Source organism: Paenibacillus sp. Y412MC10 (assembly GCF_000024685.1).
Lineage (GTDB): Bacteria > Bacillota > Bacilli > Paenibacillales > Paenibacillaceae > Paenibacillus_AQ > Paenibacillus_AQ lautus_A.
The window spans coordinates 255,950-275,573 of the sequence record NC_013406.1; the positions used below are offsets into that span (position 1 = coordinate 255,950).

Annotated in this window: 15 protein-coding genes and 1 other annotated feature; of the genes, 12 read left to right on the plus strand and 3 right to left on the minus strand. The window is 53.1% G+C overall.

Translation table 11 applies throughout. The features are described 5' to 3' along the window. Positions 1-23: 23 nt before the first annotated feature. The 8 genes from GYMC10_RS01205 to GYMC10_RS01240 all read left to right on the plus strand — a co-directional run bounded on the left by GYMC10_RS01205 (position 24) and on the right by GYMC10_RS01240 (position 10,792). The gene (locus GYMC10_RS01205; protein ID WP_012818456.1) at positions 24-1,361 is read left to right on the plus strand and encodes an ATP-binding protein; all 1,338 of its coding nucleotides are present in this window, start codon (positions 24-26) and stop codon (positions 1,359-1,361) included. Continuing rightward, a complete protein-coding gene (locus tag GYMC10_RS01210; RefSeq protein ID WP_012818457.1) occupies positions 1,358-3,577 on the plus strand; it encodes a DEAD/DEAH box helicase in 2,220 nt (739 codons plus the stop codon). The genes GYMC10_RS01205 and GYMC10_RS01210 overlap by 4 nt, the downstream gene beginning before the upstream one ends. Further along, a complete protein-coding gene (locus GYMC10_RS01215) occupies positions 3,543-4,382 on the plus strand; it encodes a phosphotransferase (RefSeq protein WP_261979528.1) in 840 nt (279 codons plus the stop codon). Before GYMC10_RS01210 ends, GYMC10_RS01215 begins: the two co-directional genes overlap by 35 nt. A 174-nt stretch (positions 4,383-4,556) precedes the next feature. Then, positions 4,557-5,576: a LacI family DNA-binding transcriptional regulator gene (locus GYMC10_RS01220; RefSeq protein ID WP_012818459.1), complete on the plus strand. Its 1,020-nt coding sequence runs from the start codon at positions 4,557-4,559 to the stop codon at positions 5,574-5,576. Between the two features lie 120 nt (positions 5,577-5,696). Further along, a complete protein-coding gene (locus tag GYMC10_RS01225; RefSeq protein WP_012818460.1) occupies positions 5,697-6,686 on the plus strand; it encodes an ABC transporter permease in 990 nt (329 codons plus the stop codon). A 23-nt stretch (positions 6,687-6,709) separates the two neighbouring features. Next, positions 6,710-7,594 carry a carbohydrate ABC transporter permease gene (locus tag GYMC10_RS01230; RefSeq protein ID WP_012818461.1) on the plus strand — a complete coding sequence of 295 codons (885 nt, stop codon included), beginning with the start codon at positions 6,710-6,712 and terminating at the stop codon, positions 7,592-7,594. Positions 7,595-7,690: 96 nt separating this feature from the next. After that, positions 7,691-9,334, plus strand: a complete 1,644-nt coding sequence (locus tag GYMC10_RS01235) for a sugar ABC transporter substrate-binding protein (RefSeq protein ID WP_012818462.1) — start codon at positions 7,691-7,693, stop codon at positions 9,332-9,334. Positions 9,335-9,445: 111 nt separating this feature from the next. After that, a complete protein-coding gene (locus tag GYMC10_RS01240; protein WP_012818463.1) occupies positions 9,446-10,792 on the plus strand; it encodes a glycoside hydrolase family 30 protein in 1,347 nt (448 codons plus the stop codon). Positions 10,793-11,146: 354 nt separating this feature from the next. On the opposite strand, the gene GYMC10_RS01245 is transcribed toward GYMC10_RS01240, so the two are convergent. Then, positions 11,147-12,064: an ArsR/SmtB family transcription factor gene (locus GYMC10_RS01245; RefSeq protein WP_012818464.1), complete on the minus strand. Its 918-nt coding sequence runs from the start codon at positions 12,062-12,064 to the stop codon at positions 11,147-11,149. Between the two features lie 159 nt (positions 12,065-12,223). Here GYMC10_RS01245 and GYMC10_RS32385 point away from each other — a divergent pair, with 159 nt between their 5' ends. From GYMC10_RS32385 to metG, 3 genes are all read left to right on the plus strand, one after another. After that, positions 12,224-12,400 (plus strand): hypothetical protein, encoded by a 177-nt coding sequence (locus GYMC10_RS32385; protein WP_012818465.1) that lies wholly within the window; start codon positions 12,224-12,226, stop codon positions 12,398-12,400. A 57-nt stretch (positions 12,401-12,457) separates the two neighbouring features. After that, positions 12,458-12,778, plus strand: coding sequence for a sigma-70 family RNA polymerase sigma factor (locus tag GYMC10_RS01250; protein ID WP_036664899.1), 321 nt, complete (start codon positions 12,458-12,460; stop codon positions 12,776-12,778). Positions 12,779-12,828: 50 nt separating this feature from the next. After that, positions 12,829-13,100 (plus strand) — a binding site (T-box leader). 46 nt (positions 13,101-13,146) lie between these two features. Continuing rightward, positions 13,147-14,787 carry a methionine--tRNA ligase gene (gene metG / locus GYMC10_RS01260; RefSeq protein WP_012818466.1) on the plus strand — a complete coding sequence of 547 codons (1,641 nt, stop codon included), beginning with the start codon at positions 13,147-13,149 and terminating at the stop codon, positions 14,785-14,787. Positions 14,788-16,085: 1,298 nt separating this feature from the next. Here metG and GYMC10_RS01280 read toward each other — a convergent pair. Both GYMC10_RS01280 and GYMC10_RS01285 read right to left on the minus strand, forming a co-directional pair. Then, positions 16,086-16,940, minus strand: coding sequence for an alpha/beta fold hydrolase (locus tag GYMC10_RS01280; RefSeq protein WP_012818468.1), 855 nt, complete (start codon positions 16,938-16,940; stop codon positions 16,086-16,088). 306 nt (positions 16,941-17,246) lie between these two features. Continuing rightward, on the minus strand, positions 17,247-18,365 hold the full coding sequence (locus tag GYMC10_RS01285) for an ATP-binding protein (RefSeq protein ID WP_012818469.1): 1,119 nt from the start codon (positions 18,363-18,365) through the stop codon (positions 17,247-17,249). Positions 18,366-18,595: 230 nt separating this feature from the next. On the opposite strand from GYMC10_RS01285, the gene GYMC10_RS01290 reads away from it, so the two are divergent. After that, positions 18,596-19,480, plus strand: coding sequence for a GNAT family N-acetyltransferase (locus GYMC10_RS01290; protein ID WP_012818470.1), 885 nt, complete (start codon positions 18,596-18,598; stop codon positions 19,478-19,480). The last annotated feature ends 144 nt before the right edge of the window (positions 19,481-19,624 follow it).

The window sequence follows — 19,624 nt, forward strand, 5'->3', positions numbered from 1 at the left end:
AGATGCTTGAAAGAGGTGGAACCATGACGGAACTGAAAATACCGAAGCGGCTCACGACCGCCCTCGTGAATTCTTTGACGGCAGGGGTCGTGCCGCGGGTGGGGCTGGAGTTCATCGCCGTCGGCCGCAAGCCGGAGGTGGAGTCGATCCTGCGCGACATGGATAATATCGCCGAGGGGGGCGCCGCCTTCCGGCTGATTACCGGCCGCTACGGAAGCGGCAAAAGCTTCCTGCTGCAGATCATCCGCAACTACGCGATGGATCGCGATTTTGTGGTGGCGGATGCGGATCTGTCGCCGGAGCGGCGGCTTGTGGGCACGAAAGGGCAGGGCCTTGCCACATACCGCGAGCTGATGACCCATCTGTCCACGAGAACGCGTCCGGACGGAGGCGCGCTGGAGGCTATTTTGCAAAAATGGATCGCCGCGATCCAGCAGGACATCATGCAGGAGACGGGCCTGCGCCCGGATGACCCTGCGCTGAACGATAAGGTGGAAACGCAGATTTATGCCGTGACGAACGGCATGCAGAATCTGGTGCACGGTTTTGATTTTGCGAAGGTTCTCGCTGCTTACTGGAACGGCTATAAGCTTGGCGACGATGACCGCAAGGGAGCGGCGCTGCGCTGGCTCCGCGGGGAAGTCCCGACGAAGACGGAGGCCCGCAAGGACCTTGGCGTCGGGGTCATTATCGATGACGACAATTGGTACGATTACATGAAGCTGTGGTCCGAATTTACGGCGGCCATCGGGTATAAGGGATTGCTGCTGTTCATTGACGAAGGGGTTAACCTCTACAAAATCACCAACAGCGTGTCCCGCCAGAGCAACTACGAGAAGCTGCTGACCATGTTCAACGACACGATGCAGGGCAAAGCGGAGCATCTGGGCATCTACATGGGCGGAACGCCGCAGTTTGTCGAGGATGAGCGCCGGGGACTGTTCAGTTATGACGCGCTGCGCTCCCGCCTGATCGACGGACGCTACGGCAGCAGTTCGCTGAGAACCTACACGTCGCCTATCCTGAAGCTGGACATGCTGTCGTATGAGGAGATTCTCATCCTCCTGCAAAAGCTGCGCGACATCCATGCCTTGCATTTCAAGTATGAAGCGCAATTGACGGACGAGCAGCTGATCGCGTTCATGCAGACGGCCGTGAACCGGCTGGGAGCTGAGGAGCTGCTAACCACCCGCGAGGTGGTGCGGGATTTCATGGATCTGCTGCATACGCTGCATCAGCATCCGGAGGCGACGTTTGAAGAGCTGCTAGGCGAGCGCGCCGCAGCGCAGCCGCAGGGCAAGGGGCAAAGCGATGCTCCTTCGGACGATCTGGACGATCTGCTGGCGGAGTTTGAGCTATGAGTGCGAATCCTTTTTCCAGGTTGGCCCCGTTCATTCAGGAGTTTATCTATAAAAAAAGATGGGACACCCTTCGCGAGGCGCAGGTGGAAGCCTGCCGCGTCCTGTTCGACACGCCCAATCATCTGCTGATCGCTTCCGGCACGGCATCGGGCAAGACCGAAGCCGCATTCTTCCCGGCGCTGACGGAGCTGTACAACATGCCTTCCAGCTCGGTCGGGATCCTGTATATCGGGCCGCTAAAGGCACTGATCAACGACCAATTCGAACGGATCACCGATCTGCTGAAGGAAGGCCAGGTGCCGGTATGGCATTGGCACGGCGACGTGTCCCAAGCCGAGAAAACGAAACTCATGCAGAAGCCGTCGGGCGTGCTGCAGATTACGCCGGAATCGCTTGAAGGGCTGCTCATGAACCGGCCGAACGCCATCCCGGCGCTGTTCCAGGATTTGCGGTATGTCATCATTGACGAGGTGCATGCCTTCATGGGAGCCGACCGGGGCATTCAGGTGCTGAGCCAGCTGACCCGGATCGAGCGGATGGCTTCCTGTTCGCCTCGCCGCATCGGGCTGTCGGCAACGCTCAGCGATTACGAGACCGCAGCCGGCTGGCTGGGCGCAGGCACGAAGCACGCGGTCGAGGTCGTTTCGCCGCAAGGGGGGCGGAAGCTGCGGCTGTCGGTCGAGCATTTCTCCTTCCCGGATGCGCGGGACGAGAAGCAGGCGGAGCAGCTGGAGCTTGCGCGCAAGGCCTACTACGATTTCGTATACGACAACACCCACCTGAAAAAAGCGCTGGTCTTCACCAACAGCCGCTCGGATGCCGAGCTGACCACGCTCGAGCTGCGGCGGATTGCGGCCAAGCGCGAGCAGCGGGATGTCTTCCATGTGCATCATGGAAGCATCTCCGCAATGCTGCGCGAGGAAGCCGAGGCCGCGCTCCGCGAAGGTCCGGGGCCGGCGGTTGCGGCGGCCACCCTGACGCTGGAGCTCGGCATCGATCTCGGCGAGCTGGAGCGGGTGATCCAGCTTGGTGCGCCGTACAGCTGCTCCAGCTTCGTTCAGCGGCTGGGCCGCTCCGGCCGGCGGGGGGATCAGGCCTCCGAGATGATGTTCCTCTGTCCGGAGGACGAGGACGAGGAGGCCATGCTGCCTGCGCGCATGCCGTGGATGCTGCTCCGGGCCATTGCCGTCATTGAGCTGTATATTCGCGAGAAATGGGTCGAACCGCTGGCCCTGCGGAAGAAACCGGTTGGCGTGCTTTACCATCAGACGATGAGCACGCTCAAGAGCATGGGCGAGGCCGAGCCGCCCGATCTGGCGCGAGCGGTGCTGACGCTCCCGGCCTTCCGCGGCATCGAGCCGGAGGAATACAAGGAGTTCCTGCAGTATTTGCTCCAGACGGATCACATCCAGCGTACGGAAGAAGGCAGCCTGATCATCGGCCTTGGCGGGGAGAAAATCGTGAACAACTACCGCTTCTATGCGGTGTTTAAGGACGATGAAGAACATGTCGTCTATAACGGGTCGGAAGAAATCGGATCGATTACGACCGTGCCGCCGCCGGGCTACTGCTTCTCGCTGGCAGGCAAGCTGTGGAAGGTAGAGGAAGTCGACACGAAGCACAAGGCCCTGTACGTGAAGTCGGCCAAGGGCAAGGTCGATACGTTGTGGCTTGGCGCAGGCGGCGATGTGCATACCCGCGTGGTGCAGAAGATGCGGGAGGTGCTCGCTGTCAGCGCCATCTATCCATACCTGGCACCGGGTGCGGTGAATCGCCTGGAACGGGCCCGCCGACTTGCTCGGGAGAGCGGACTGCTGAAACAGGTGGTTATACCGGCGGGCGGCGACTCCCTGTTCATTCTGCCTTGGGCGGGCAGCAAGCAGTTTCGCACGCTGGAGCGATTGCTTAAGCATAATCTGTCGGAGAGGCTGGCTCTCCGCTCTATCGTGCCGATGGAGCCGTATTACATGGTGGTCGCGGGCAAGGTCGATAACGAAACGCTGATGGAAGAAATCAAGCAGGAATTGGCGAACTGCGAGGACGCCGGCGCGCTTCTCGATCCTGACGAAGCGCCGTATCTCGGCAAATATGACGAGTTCGTCCCGCCGAAGCTCGTTCGCACCGCTTTTGCCGCCGACGGACTGGATCTGGAGGGGCTGGCAGAGGCGCTGGGGCTGGCACGTGGAGCAGCGGGAAGGGGAGTTGCGGATGTGTGACAAGGAAGAAATACTTCCCGGTGGGAATGTTAACGAAGTTGTTCGTATTGGAAATAACGTTCACCGAACTACGAAATGGAGTTCTTTCGTGCATGACTTGCTCCTATACTTGGATAAGCAGGGTTTTGAAGGCGCCCCCAAGTTCATAGGCATTGATCATAGCGGTCGGGAGATCTTGTCCTACATTCCTGGCGAAGTGCCGGGAAACCAATATCCTGATTTTAAACCTTATATATGGTCGGACCATGCCCTCATCCAGAGTGCAGCGTTGTTACGGCGTTATCATGACGCCGTACAGGGCTTTGCTGCAACTTCAATCCAACCGGAGGTTGCACATACCTCTCAGGCTTCGGGGGAATGGGACGATGAGGTGATCTGTCACAATGATGCCGCGCCATACAATATCGTTTTTCAAGACGAAGTGCCGGTTGCACTGATCGATTTTGATTTGGCTGCGCCAGGTCCAAGAATCTGGGACATGGTTTATATGCTGTACACCTCAGTCCCGCTGGCAAGCTTTGCGATAGATTACACTACAGGGACATCGATACCTTATCAATCGGAATTACATGCTGTGGATCGCACGCACAGAATATCGCTGTTCTTTAAGTCCTATGGCATATCAAAGCCTCCCAACTTGAAAGAATGGACTATAAGACGCCTCAAGGCATTATGCGATACACTTACAACCGGTGCGGCACAAGGCAACAAGGCTTACCAGAACATGATCGATGAGGGGCATGTAGCCCATTACGAACGAGAGATTCAATTTCTGCAGGCACACTTCGAAGAGTGGTACCGATGAAGGGTACCGATTTGAAGAGTGTCTGCTTTTTTTCATATCTATCCCCCAATAGTCGTTGAGCATAACTGAAAAAATATTTGTAACCCCTTCCAAAAAAGCATTGTGTTCACCTCACATATGTGGTAACTTATGAACATAAAAACGTTTTTATCGCAAAGGAAATGGAATGGTTATATGGGTAAAGTAACGATCAAGGATGTGGCAAGAGAAGCCGGAGTCTCCATTTCTACGGTTTCGAATGCATTGAACGACGTAGATGTATTGAACCCGGAGACCAAATCCCATGTGCTGAAGGTGGCGGAGCGGCTCAATTACGTACCTAACCTGAACGGAAAGCTGTTGAAGTCGGGCAAGACCAAGATGCTGGGCTTCTTTACGACAAGCGTGTCAGGGCCTTACTTCTACACATTGGTGGAGTCGATGTCACGGGAATGTGACCGTCTGGGTTATGGTTTGAACGTGTTTGTGACGAAGGATAAGCAGGTGATCATGAGCAATATTATGGGCGGCCGTGTGGACGGCGTCATTATCTTCGAAGAGCTGAAGATCGACGACAAAGACATCGCTGCCATGGAGAAGGATAAGATCAAGGCCGTTTTCCTGGATCGCGAGGTTCAGAACGAAACGATGGGCAGCATCATATTCGACTCTTACGTAGCCGGTTATGAAGCAACCAAGTACCTGATCAGCCTGGGGCATAAGAAGATTGCCTACATCTCCGGCGTGGATACGATGTTTGACAGCGTGCAGCGGAAGGAAGGGTATCTGGCTGCGCTCCGGGAGTGCGGGTTCCCGATCGACGGAGACTACATACTGCAAGGCTATTTCGAGGAAGAGGGTTCCTATAACGCCGTCAAATCGTTTCTTCACTTACACCCTGGCAAAGTGCCGGATGCTTTTCTCGCCGGTAACGACGTGAGCGCCATCGGCTGCATTCGGGCGTTGAAGTCTCATGGATACGAGGTTCCGCAGGACGTCAGCGTTGTAGGCTTCGACGATATCGATATCGCGCAGTATTTTACGCCGCCGTTATCGACCGTCCGCAATCAGATTGCCAGACAGGGGATTCTGGTCGTGGATCATCTGGTGCGCATGATTCAGAAGAAAGAGAAGGGCAAGATTCAGAAGCTGCCGGGAGAACTGGTCGTTCGCGGCTCCAGTCACGTGAAGATGAGTCGGAATGAACCGGTTTAACCGAAGGGAATGAACGCGTCAAACGGTTTTTTAAAAATACTTTATAAATTCGGGGTTTTTTTCGCGAAAAATAAAAACGTTTTTATTATGAAACGTTTTTGATCAAAGGGGGTTAAGCAGGTGAGTAAAACTGCTGCAGTTCAGTCAACCGGCACGGGAGCGGTTCAACCTACCGGGAAGAAGCCGATGGGGCAGAGGATCAAGGAATTCTTTATGGATTACAAGCGGCAATGGGAGCTTCAATCGATGATCATTCCCGGCGTCATCTTCATGTTCATCTTCTGCTACATACCGATTTACGGTTTGACGATTGCGTTTAAAAATTACACCGTTATCGATACGCTGGATTCCGCGCCGTGGGTTGGCCTGGACAATTTCAAGATCATTATGTCGGACAAGTATTTCTGGGACTCCGTCGTCAACACGCTGGGCATCAGCTTCTTGAAATTGGCGATCGGCTTTGTCATTCCGATTATTCTGGCCATCATGATTTACGAGGTTGGCATGGGGCGCTTCAAAAAATTCGTTCAAACCGTCTCGTACCTGCCTCACTTCTTGTCCTGGATCGTATTGGGCGGCATGCTCATTACTTGGTTCTCGACATCCGGCCTGTTCAACGAAATCTTGCTTGCTCTGGGACTGATCTCGCAGCCGCAAAACATTTTGCTCGATCCAAGCAAGTATTGGTGGATTGCAACGCTGTCGGATATTTGGAAAGAGGCCGGCTGGGGAACGATTCTGTACCTGGCGATCATGGCCAAGATCGATCCTACCTACTACGAGGCCGCAAGAATCGACGGGGCCAGCCGCTTGAGACAAATCTGGAACATCACCCTGCCGAACATGAAGATGATTATCAGCTTGAATTTGATCCTGACTGTAAGCGGTTTATTGGGATCGAATCTGGATCAAACCTTGGTGCTCATGAATTCGCAGAACCGGGAAAAGGCCGAAGTCATTAACTCGTACGTGTACCGGATGGGTATGACGCAGGGAGATTTCTCTTATGCCACAGCCGTTGGTTTGGGCGTATCCATCATCTCCGTCATTCTGCTCGTTACGGCGAATAAGGTGACCAGTAAATTAAACGATAATCAATCCGTTCTATAGGTCATGCAGAAGGGGGTATAACGGTGAATTTCAAAGCAGCAAAAGGAGATCTCGACAGCCGGATCTTTGATACGATCAACATCATTTTACTGGTTACGTTTACGATCATCATCGTCGTTCCGTTATGGAACGTCGTCGTCTCATCCTTCAGCTCGGGCAGGTCCCTTGCCGAGGGCGGGTTCATCTTCTGGCCTACCGAGTTCTCGCTGGAGAATTATCAGGCCGTGTTCAGGGATGCCAACATATGGAATGCCTTCTTCATCTCGGTGGCCAAAACCGTGATCGGAGTCATCACGCACGTGTTCTTCTGTGCCATGGTGGGTTACGGCTTGAGTAAAAAATACGTCCGCGGCCGCAAGTTCTACGTGGCGATGGGCGTTGTCACCATGTTTTTCTCGGGCGGCATGATTCCGACGTACATGTTGATCAAAGACTTGGGGCTGCTAAACAGCTTCTGGGTTTATATCATCCCGGCCCTGTTAAGCTTTTACGACGTTATCATTCTGATGAACTTCTTCCGCAACGTGCCGGATTCGCTGGAAGAGTCGGCGAAGATCGATGGCGGGGGCGACTGGAGAATTTTCCTGAGCATCTTCATTCCTCTTTCCATGCCGGCCATGGCGACGATTGCCCTGTTTAACGGAGTCGGACAGTGGAACGATTTTATGACCACCAAATTGTATATCACGGATCAGTCGCTGTATCCGTTACAGATGATGCTGTATGAGATTATTGTGCAGTCCCAGACCCAATCGATGCAAAATATCGGTTCGGTTGCGATTCAGACGACCACCAAAGGGGTCCAACTAGCAACAATTGTCGTGACGACGCTGCCGATTGTTGTGATGTATCCAATATTACAGAGATATTTTATCTCCGGCATGATGCTCGGAGCTGTTAAAGAGTAGCGAAGCCGTAGCTCTTTAAGGGAGTGGAACAGAAGCAAGCCTGTAAAGACAAGGGTTTATCGAGAAAGCGCTTTTATTTAAAGGGAGGGTTACAGGATGTTGATGAACAAGGCTATGGGTAAGAGAGGACTTACGCTGCTTACGGCTTTGATGGCCGTTGTGCTGGTTGTGAGCGGCTGCGGCGGATCGGGGGGCTCCGGCTCCAAGAAGGAGAATTGGGTTTCGATCGAGGACCGGTATACGCCGGATCCGGAAAAGCCGGCTTGGCAGCTGGACAAAAAAGAAGAGACCACCGAGCTGACTTGGTACGTGAATGCGGACTGGTGGAACACGGATTTCGGCAAGGACGTTGTAACGAAGAAGATCAAGGAAGACTTGAATATCAATATCAAATTCATTACGGGTGACGATACCAAATTGAATACGTTTTTTGCCGGCGGGGATATGCCGGATTTGATCACGACATTTGACTCGAACTCCCCTGTCGTACAGAAAGCGGCTACATGGGCGTTGCCACTGAACGATCTGGCCGAGAAATATGACCCTTACTTCAATAAGGTAGCGGCGCAGGATACCCTCAACTGGTTCCAATTGAAGGACGGCAAAACGTACGGATACCCGAACTATTCCAATACGCAGGAAGACTATGACAGCGGCAACATTCCTGCCAAAACGGCATTTATCATCCGCAAGGACGTGTACGAGGCTATCGGCAAGCCTGCGATGGGAACGCCTGAGGAATTCCAGGCTGCTCTCGCGGATATCAAGAAGCAATTCCCTGCCCTGATTCCACTGGGCTTCAACTCCATCGGCGAAGGAACGGGCTCGCTCGGCGACGTGCTGCAGGATTTCATCGGCGTGCCGCTGGAAGACGAGAACGGCGGCTTCTATAACCGGAACCTGGATGAAGATTATCTGACTTGGGTGAAGGCGTTCAATACCGTATACCGTGACGGCGCGATCAGCGATGACAGCTTTGCCGATGACGGAACGGCTTTTGAAGAGAAGGTGAAGGCGGGCAAATACGCAACGATCATGCTGGACGGCACGCCGCAGCAGGGCGGAAACCTGCAGAGCTTCTACAGCAACAACAAAGGCAAAGAGTACATCGCGATTGACGGACCGCAAAGCACGGTCGGACATGCGCCTACTTTGAACCAATCCGGTATTACGGGCTGGATGATCAGCTTTATCACGAAAGAGAACGCAGACCCTGCCAAATCCATTCAGCTCTTCACGTACCTGTTAAGCGAAGAAGGACAAATGCTGATGAACTATGGCATCGAAGGCGAGACTTACCAAGTGAACGCAGACGGAACGGTGGAATTCCTGCCAGACGTGAAGGAGCTCCAGATGAACAATCCGGATACGTTCAAGAAGGACTACCGCATGGGCGAATTCATGTTCTTCGGACATGACCGCCACAAGGCGCTGAGCGGGGATGCTTTCCCGGATGCGATCAAGCAAATGCAGGAATGGGGCAAAGGCAAGCTGACGCCGCACTTTATTTTGGAGAATATCAACCCGGATCAGGGCACGCCGGAAGCGCGCTCCCTGACGGCCATCAATACGAAATGGAACTCCACGCTCGTCAGCATGATTCGCTCGAAGGACGACGCAACCTTCGATAGCCTCTTGAACGATTATAAAAAGTTCCTGGACGATAACAACTGGGATAAAATCGTCGAAGTCCGCAACGAGAAGATGAAAGCGAACAAAGAGAAGCTGGGGCTGAAATAAGTTTACGTTAATGGATGGAAGGGCCCCTTTCTTGACAGGAGAGGGGCTCTTTCCAAGTTATCTTCGGTAGGCCATGGGTAGGAAGACACAAGAAACCTGGAGGGGAACAACATGCTGAACATCACCATCTACCAGTCAAACGGTGAAGAAGAATTATTCGTGAAGAAAGACAAGGCGCAGCTAACGCCCGTAACTACGGGTGCAGCGAAGCATAAGGTTGTCATCGATGAGGAGCAGACGTTTCAGGAGATGGACGGCTTCGGCGCGTCCTTCACGGACTCCGCTGCTTATTTGATCCATCAGGTGCTGGAGACGAAGCAGCGTTCCGAGCTCATGACGCAGCTGTTCGATCCAAACGAAGGGATCGGGTTATCTGTACTCCGCCAGCCGATGGGAGCATCGGATTACGCGCGTGATTTCTACAGCTACAATGATATGCCTGAGGGCCAGACGGATGTAGAGCTGGAGCAGTTCTCCATTGCGCATGACGAGGAAGATATCATTCCTCTTCTGCAGGAAGCGGTGAGATTGAATCCGGACGTGAAGCTGATGGGTTCCCCGTGGAGCCCGCCCGGCTGGATGAAGACGAGCGGGTCGATGATCGGCGGAGAGCTGAAGCCGGAATACTATTCGGTGTATGCTGATTATTTTGTGCGTTATATCCAAGGGTATGAAGCCAACGGGCTGCCGATTTATGCCGTCACGCCGCAGAACGAGGCATTATACTCGCCGGGACATTACCCCGGCATGATCATGCTGCCCGAAGCGCAGAGCGATTTTATCAAGAACCATCTGAAGCCGCAATTCGTAAAGAACGGCATCGGTACGAAAATACTCTGTTATGACCATAACTGGGACAAGCCGGACTACCCGCTGACCGTATTTGAGCAAGCGGCCGACGCTGTGGATGGGGTTGCCTGGCACTGGTACGGCGGCAAACCGTCGGCCCAATCGGAAGTCTTCGAGGCATTCCCGGGGAAAGAGGTTCATTTTACGGAAGGATCGGGCGGGGAGTGGATTCCGCCGTTTGAGCAAGCCTTCTCCAATGTGATGCGGACCGGAATCGAGATTCTCCGCAATCACAGTAAATCTTACGTGCTGTGGAATATGGCACTGGACGAGAAGAGCGGACCTACCGTGCCGGGCTTTGGAAAAAGCACCTGCCGCGGCATCGTGACGGTGAATCAGCAGACGAAGGAGCTTACCTATACGCTGGATTACTACGCGCTGGCGCACTTTAGCAAGGTGATCCGTCCCAAAGCGCGGCGTGTGGCATCTACCAGCCATGAGTTCATCCGTTCGGTAGCCTTCAAGAACACGGACGGCTCGATTGCCGCCGTGTTGTTCAACGACAGCGAGGCTCCGGAGAGCGTGGCGATCCAGCTGCGCGGGGAAGAGGCGTTGCAGCTGGAAATGCCGGCCAAGAGTGCGCTGACAGTCAAGATAGAGAGCAACTGATTGGAGGCTGCGGGGGCCTCTATAACAGCAACGATAGAAAGCTGCGACCTCTATAACTGAATGATAAAAAGCCTGGAACGATGGTTCCAGGCTTTTTTCTGTTTTCGTTAGAGATCAGAACGTATAAACCTTTAGAGCTTGTGGCCCTGATCTCGCAAGACAACGCTCCGTTCCGGTATACGGACTGCCTTCCGGGGATATCGATCGATGTTTTTATTAATGCGGCAGGCTATTTTATACTCGCCATTTCGCCTTACATCCTGTACCGGCTTCCTAAAGAGGGGAGCCTCTTTGCGTGTAGTTCTTACATGACTATCGCTGTGCTCCCGAATTCGGTGGGGGACTACGCAGCGCTTATTCTTTTGTCAGACCGAACACGTAAGACTCCAGGAAAGACTTGAGCTGAGTGAAGGATTCCGGTCTTGCGCTGTATTTATATCGTTCATTCGGCATTTTGAAGTGCATGCGCAAAAGGCCCGCGGTTTTAAGCAAGGAAAGGTGGTAGTGCAGGTTACTCTTGGAAAGTCCGGTCTTCTGCTGCAGCTCCGTAAACGTGACGGGGCCGTCAGCGAGAATGTGCAGCAGCACGAGCCTCTTCTCGTCAGCCAATCCCTTGGTCATGCGCAGCAGCTGGTTGGTCGGCGTATCCTCGTCCTGCTGCTCATCGTCTACGGCATAACTGATAATGAGCTGTTGATTGCCCACTTCGTCCATCCGGTTTAACGGCTTGATGTGATAAGTAGGGATGAGAAGAATGGCGCTATATTCGTCTTCAGGATCGAGCACGATCCCGTTCGTTGCCTCATCGATCAGATCAATACAGGAAAGCTCCCGGCTCAGCTGCTCCATGCGGGCAGCGGAACGCCCCAGCAGGTCGTGAATCTCAGGCAAGATCGTATAGACCCGGTGCCACTCCGTCATGATCTCAAGGCTCTGATCCCGGAATGTTTTCAGCCCCATCGGAAATCCGTCTTCTAGATAAGGCGCTAGGATTTCGTACAATTGCCCTTCTCCTAAATCGGCAAACCAGGCAAGAAAACGCTCGATGTTGTCTTTTTTCGGGCTGTCTACGATAACCAGGTGCAGATAAGCAACGATCTCGCACAGGTCCAGCTCTTCCAGCTTATCCGTAAAAGACGCGGGCAGATTCTTCTGAATGTCCTTCCTCCATTTATTCCCTAGATCATGCATTTGGTTTTTATTATCTGCATATGTGAACAAGCTGGTTACCAGCTCGTGAACAGGCGAATAGTCAACTCTGATATGAGTCATGATCATCCTCTCCTCCAAGCACTCATTATTCCATTTTTATGATACCACATCCCAAGGAAAATAAATATTGAACTTTTTATTAGTTCATATATAATTGAACTTAAATATTTAGTTCAAAAAAATATGAACTAACGAGCGAGGGAAGAGGAGTGACTAGATATGACCAATTGGTTCGTTGTGGAATCTCTCATCAAGCAGCAGCAGGCGGAGTTGGATCGAGAGGCCGGAGAGTCCTGGAAATATACGCATGATCGGGTACGTTTGTTGGCTCGCTTCTTCCCAGCGAAGAGACGACAATTTCAGCCGGTCAAGAAAAGAGCTCGAAATTTGAACTAACGGGAACAAGGAAGAACCGATCCATATCCATACACGGGAAAAAAGGAGTTGAAATGAATGGATCTTTTGGCTGAGAATCGTTTAAGCGAGTGGGCCGTACAGGTGCCTGAATCGATAATGTACAGCGAGGAAAACCATGACGAGCTGTTGTCTGCCGTGCTTAGGCTGCCCGAAACCTTAAGACAACCGATGTATTTGTACTATTACGAGGATTTCAACACCCTGGAAATTGCGGAGGTGCTGCAGATTGAGCCCGAAAATGTCCGGAACCGCATGAGCAGAGCCCGCAAGAAGCTTAAAATGATGCTGGGCAAGAAGCTGGGAGCGATACGGGACGGCCGGGAAAGGGCAAGAAAAGCTGCGCATTCGTCCCCTTGACTTCTTCCGTGAAATTCGAGTATGATTTCCAGTAAGTTGAATAACGCTAGACAAAAGCAATGACGAGAAAGAGTACCTTGGCAGCGTCTTTGAACAGAGAGCCCCGGCTGGTGAAAAGGGGTAAAGAAGGAGCCTCGGGAATATGGTCTCTGAGCTGTGCACCGAAACCCTGCATGGGGTCGTAGGCTGTGCCGGATCCCGCACCCGTTAACGTGCTAGGGTATACACGCGATATATGGGCGTCGTACCCGAAGAGGTGAATGCCGCAAGGCATGAATGAAATTGGGTGGTACCACGTGAGCCATAAGCTCTCGTCCCTTTGGGATGAGGGCTTTTTTTGTTGTCCATAAAAAAGGAGGATGAACGACATGACAAACATTTTTATCGGCGGTGCCTGGCCTTATGCCAACGGCTCCTTACATTTGGGGCGGCTTGCCAGTCTCCTGCCCGGCGACGTGTTGGCGCGTTATTTCCGCGCGAAGGGCGATCGCGTCCTGTACGTATCGGGCAGCGATTGCCACGGCACGCCGGTGGCGGTGCAAGCGATTCAAGAGGGCGTAACGCCGGGGGATATTGCCGATCGGTTCCATGCGGAGTTCGCGGAGTGCTTTGCACAGCTGGGTTTCTCTTACGATTTATACACGCGAACCGATCAGGCGTTTCACCATGGCGTGGTACAGGAGCTGTTCCTGAAGCTGCTGGACAACGGCCATCTGTACCGTAAAACCGTGCTGCAAACGTATTGCGAAACCGATCGGCGGTTTCTGCCGGACCGTTATGTGGAAGGAAATTGCCCCGTATGCGGGAGCAGGGCCCGCGGGGATCAGTGCGATGCTTGTTCCACGATGCTTGATCCGTCCGACCTGACGAACAGGACCTGCAAAATTTGCGGGAACCCGCCGGTGGAGCGGCCCACCGAGCATTTTTATGTATCGTTGTCGCATTTCCAAGCTGAGCTGGCGGATGATTTGAACAACGCCCAAGGCTGGCGGGATAATGCGGTGCACATGACCAGAAGATACTTGGAGGAAGGACTTCAGGACCGGGCGGCTACGCGGGACTTGACCTGGGGCGTGGATGTTCCGGTTCCGGGCTTCGAGGATAAGAAAATCTATGTCTGGATCGAAGCGGTCAGCGGCTACTTGTCCGCCAGCAAGCAGTGGGCCGCGGAAACGGGCGGCGATTGGGAGTCCTTTTGGCGCAAGGGGAAAGGCGAGGTGACCGCTTACTATGTTCATGGGAAGGACAATATCCCGTTTCATACGTTGATCTGGCCCGCGCTGCTTAAGGGAGCGGGGGATCTGCATCAGCCGGATCGGATCATTTCTTGCGAATACATGACGCTGGAAGGGAAGAAATTCTCGACCAGTCGCAATTGGGCCATATGGGTGCCGGATTTGTTAAGCCGGTATCAGCCGGACTCGGTTCGTTATTTCCTCCTTGCGAACGGTCCCGAGAAGCGGGATGCGGATTTCTCCTGGAGGGAGTTCATCCACAGCCATAACGGCGAGCTGCTTGGCGCGTTCGGGAATTTGGTCAACCGGACCCTGGTGTTTGCGAACAAATCGTTTGACGGGAAAGTGCCTGAGGGAAGCATATCCGATGAATGGCAGGGCCGGGTGGAGGAACTGTACCGGGAGGCCGGGGCGCTTATTGAGGAGGGTCGACTGAAAGAAGCGTTGGAGTTGATTTTCAGCGTGGTACGCCAGGCGAACAAATATTTCGATGAACGGAAGCCGTGGATTCAGGTCAAGGAGGATCGGGCCGCCTGCGGGACCACGCTGTACACCTGCATTCTGATTATGGCCAATCTGGCGAACCTGCTGCAGCCGTTCATCCCGTTCTCTTGCGATAGGATCCGGGACTTTCTCTCGCTGGAGCCGCCTGCGTGGAAGTGGTGCCACGTTCCGGCCGGCAGGCCGATTCATGGGGTGGAGCTGTTGTTTGAGCGGATCGATCCAAGCCGGATTGAGGAGGAGAGTCGTCGGCTGGGGGAGTTGTCCCTTTAATGGGGGAACTCACGGCTGCCCACCCATAGGTCAGACCCTGCAGGAGGGTGGGAGCTATTGTCGTCATGATGAAATTTGTATTCGTAAGAGGACTCTGCAAGGTGAAATAGGATCATGATCATGGGAAGGGGATGTAGGTTCAAGAGGTCTAGGGATCGAGAGTCGGGGAGTCAGGAAGCAAAGTATCAAGGTCGGGGATCGATGGAGGAGAGTAACAAGAGTTCGGGATCGAGAAAGCAAAGTATCGGGAGTCGAGGATCAAGGAAGCAAAGTAACAAGACGAGGATCGATGGAGCAAAGTATCAAGAGTTGGGGATCGATGGAACAAAGTAACAAGAGTTGGGGATCGATGGAACAAAGTAACAAGAGTTGGGGATCAAGGAAGCAAAGTAACAAGAGCGTGAGGATCGAGGAAGAAAGTATCGAGAGCCGAGGATTGATGAAGCAGAGTATCAAGAGTTCGGGATCGAGAAAGCAAAGTATCGGGAGTCGAGGAAGCGAAGTATCAAGGGTGGGATCGCTGGAGCAGAGTATCAAGAGTCGAGGATCGGTGAAGCAGAGTAGAAGGGGAGCTTCGACAATGGGCGAAAACTGACGAAGCAACGTCGCGTGAGTGATGAAGGTTTGCGGGTTGGATAGGTCGTATTTGTGACGTTTGGAGGACAATGGTTCCGTTATTTCTATGTTTTTGGCCATATTGCAGCGATTTGAGGACAGGAGATCCGCTATATTCAAAATTTACTGGGATTCAACCGTGTATAAGCTGCATTAGCGGATCCTATGTCCGCATTGGCCCAAAAGAGGCTCGAATATCAACAAATAGCGGAACCAGTGTCCGCATGGACTCAAAAAAGGAACGAAAATCGGCGAATGGCGGATCATGTCCGCATTGGCCCAAAAGAGGCTCGAATATCAACAAATAGCGGAACCAGTGTCCGCATGGACTCAAAAAAGGAACGAAAATCGGCGAATGGCGGATCATGTCCGCATTGGCGCAAAAGAGGACCAAAAATCAACAAATAGCGGAACCAGTGTCCGCATGGACTCAAAAAGGAACGAAGATCAGCGAATGGCGGATCCTATGTCCGCATGGGCCCAAAAGAGGCCCGAATATCAGCAAATAGCGGAAGCTGTGTCCGCATCCGACCCAAAAAAGAGCGACTTTGAGCGAGTAGAGCATCGGACGATGCTCCTTTGAAGCCTTATGAAGCGAGAGTACGCCGCTTGAAGCACCAGTAAATACAAAGGGAGCCCAGCGGGAATGCCGCGGGCTCCTCTTCATTCAAGCTTTTACAAGATCAGCGATCCGTTTCGTGAATCCAATCCGTCAAGACGGCGTTAAAAAGCTCAGGCTCCTCGAACATCGGATTATGGCCGCTTTGCTCAAAAACGACCTTTCTCACGTTTGCTTGCGAGCCGTCTACGGCATCCCATAGCAACACGGGGCCGACCAAATAGTCGTACCGTCCAAGACCGATGAAGACGGGGATATCGACCTCTTCCAGGCAATCGATCAGATTCAGCCGCGCGAAGGCTTCTCCCCATAAATGATCCAAGACGGGCATGCTGGTGAAAACCCCATCCCACATCCAAGCCGCATCATAGGCATAATCATAAAAGCTGTGGGCTCCCATCCGAATGCACATATGAGCAAACCGACGTTCAGGCTCCTTTCGGACATCCTCCTCCAGCAGGGCGATATCCGCTTCGAACTGCCGTTTCCGCTCAGGGCTTGCCGTCTCATTGAAAAAAGAAAAGCTTTGCTGCTGCCGCTCCGGACTATTGGAGGGGCCCGTATTCAGCAGGATCACCTTGCTGACGCGTTCCGGATAGGTTTGGGCATACGCCAGCGCCATAAAGGCGTGTCCCGAATGCCCCAATATGATGAAATTCTCCAGTCCCAGCGCTTGTCTTGCCCTCTCGATATCATCCAGAACCTTATTCAGCGTATAGTCTTCCGGTTCCAGTGTCCGAGGAGGCTCCACAAAGCCTCGATGGTCCAGGAAAATCAATTGAAATGACGTATAAAGCTGCTCCGAAAACAAGCGGGGGTAGTAAACGCTGCTTCCCACCACCAATATAGGCTTGCCGTTTCCGCGAATGGAAACATTCAGTGCAAAACCTTCGCTCATTACCGTATCTCGCGTATTCATGTGTATCGCCCTCGTTTCGTTATATTTTTTAATCGCACCAGCCCCTTTCCTGTTCGGATTCCATTACATTCTCCATAGAACGTTCCAGCATTCTATATCACCTCGATTAGCGTTCGTTCAAGCTCAGTATAGCATAGGAGCGCAGGCACTCGGTGTACCGGATACCAGGCTTTCATGCATCGTGCGAAACTGCCCCCTGTGCGCACGACGTGTGGTCCGGGGCATGCTTGGATGGTTGCCAACCATATCTGCCGCTGCTGCAAAAGAAGCAAAGTATACAAATTAGGACCGCTTCGAAAAGCCACTTTATTCAGCGGTGTTCCGAATGGTCAGGGCAAGTGCAGGATAATCCGCGGCAATCGCGTCCTTGTGCTCGAGGATGCGGTCAAATTCAAAGGCCGAGCTGAATAATTCCGTCTCAGGCTTAAACGTCACGCTGGTTCCCGTCTCTTGAGTCAAACCAACCGTCAAAAGACCCGTCTGCGGAATGCCGTGCCGGTATTCCTGCCGGTATATGTTCCCGTCACGCCGAATTTCCACGGACAGCTGCTTGGAGAGGGCGTTGACCACGGCAATGCTGATGCCTTTTTCCGCGCCGGGAACCAGAAAGTGCGCGCTGTTGTTGAAGCGGTGGACATCGGTCAGAATCGACTGCACAACGGGGACATCGGAATTCGGGAGGGCCTGCACCGGAATGCCTCTTCCGTTGTCGGTCACCGTCACGCTGCCATCCTCATGCAGGAAAATGCCGATCTGATCGCCATACCCGCTCGTATGCTCCAAAATCGAATTTTCCACCACGGCCCAAAGCAGCTGATGAATATCAAAGCCATGCGAGGGCCCGAAGTACATCCCTGCATTGTTGCGGGTTTCCGACATCTCCAGGTAATCGCTGGCATCGAGCAGATCGCCGGCAGCGGACAACAGCAGAAGGAACGGCAGGCTTCGATGCTGGGGAAGAGCGTAGCGGCCCCCCTGCTCCTGGACGAGCAGGTCTGCGCCGAGCAGCGCCTTGAGATGATGATACAGCTGACCCGTCGTCCCCATGTTCAACCGTTCCACCAGCTCGGAACCCGATAGCGGCTCCGCCATGACGGCCTTCAAAATATCCAGTCGCTGCTTGTTGCCCAGGGCAGCGAGGATTTTGGCCGCCTTCTCGGTATTCATGTCCAGTATTTGATTCAATCGGCGTTGCTGTGGCTCCCAGCGGATGTTTTGTCCGTTCAGGTGCACCTGCCCGGAGTAGAAGACAGAGCCGTCTTCGGGATTGGGTTCATTTATGGTGGGCGCTGTTGCGATTTCTTGGCGGTATGGATTTGATGCGGATGCAGGTTTTCGTTCCATAAGAGCTTGATAAACAAGCTGCTGCAGCTCCGCCATTTGATTCTTTAAGACATCCATCTCTTGGATCAGATCACGTGTCATGTGGAATCATCAACCTCACTTTAGAGTATTATGTTATTACGTAATTATTATATTACGTAATTTCATTATTGTACACCCATTATAAGGAGATCGTTGTTTGAAAAAGGCGGCTTGTTTGTCTATAGTTGTTTTTTCTCTGTTGTTGGCACTCCGATCGCCTTACAATGAACGCAAAGGCTGGTGACATTCATTTGAGTGAAAGAATCATTCGTAGTTTTGGGCAGGGCGACATGCCTCTGCTAGGCGAGTTATATCAGGCGGTATCCGCCGAGAATGCGCTGTTCTGGTGGGTGGGTGACCGGGAGAATTGGGAAAACGTGTTCTGCGCTATCGAAGACGGGAAGATGGTAGCTAAGGGTCAGGTCGGGATCATAAACGTGATTCCGCCGGGATGTGTCCCGAACTGCAAGCATCATATTTACGTGAATCTCAAGGCGGTTCCGCATCGTGAGCGGGATTTCGACCTTTTGGACGAATTGTATCAGGTCCTGTATGAACGGGCGGTTGTCTTAATGAGGACTTTGCCGAAGACGTACGAGACGTATTTGTGCGTGGGCAATTATGTCCATGAGAGCGCAAATAATGCTTTTTTTACGGAGAAGAAGGGGTTTCAGCCGCTGGAGAACCTTTATGCCATGAAACGATCGTTGGAGGAGCCCATTCCTGCCTTGCCATTAGATGATCGCTATCAAAATCGGTTGTGGAGGATCGAGTCTGCGGAAGAGGAAGTGGAGTATTTAAAGCTCGAAGCTGAAATTTGGCCGGAAGCGCCGCTGGGTCTCGAACGATTACGGGAATATAAGGGGCTTTCCAATTGGATCGCCATGAATGTCCTGGAAGGGGATATGATCGTCGGCAGTACCATGGCATGGCAGGAGGAGGGGGATGGCGTGATTGAAGATGTGTTTGTGCGGGAACCGTGGAGACGGCGGGGGATCGCCAAATATCTGCTTTGCCGCGCCATGTCTTATCTTCAGGCTCATGGGTCCGCCACGGTCAAGCTGCAAGTAAAGGCAGCCAATGATACGGCGTTGTCACTTTATCAGTCGGTCGGCTTTGCCAAAGACCAAGAGGAGCAGCGGTTTTACCTGCCGATGGAGCAGGAAAGCCACTAAGAAGGATCGACAGCCATGCGTGCGTCAAGCATGTTGGCCGATTAGCCATCGAAGCCTGCCCGGACCACGCACCGTAAGCATAAGGAGTAATACGCACGATGTACAAAACAAAGACCACGCCAGGAACGAATCCTGGCGTGGTCT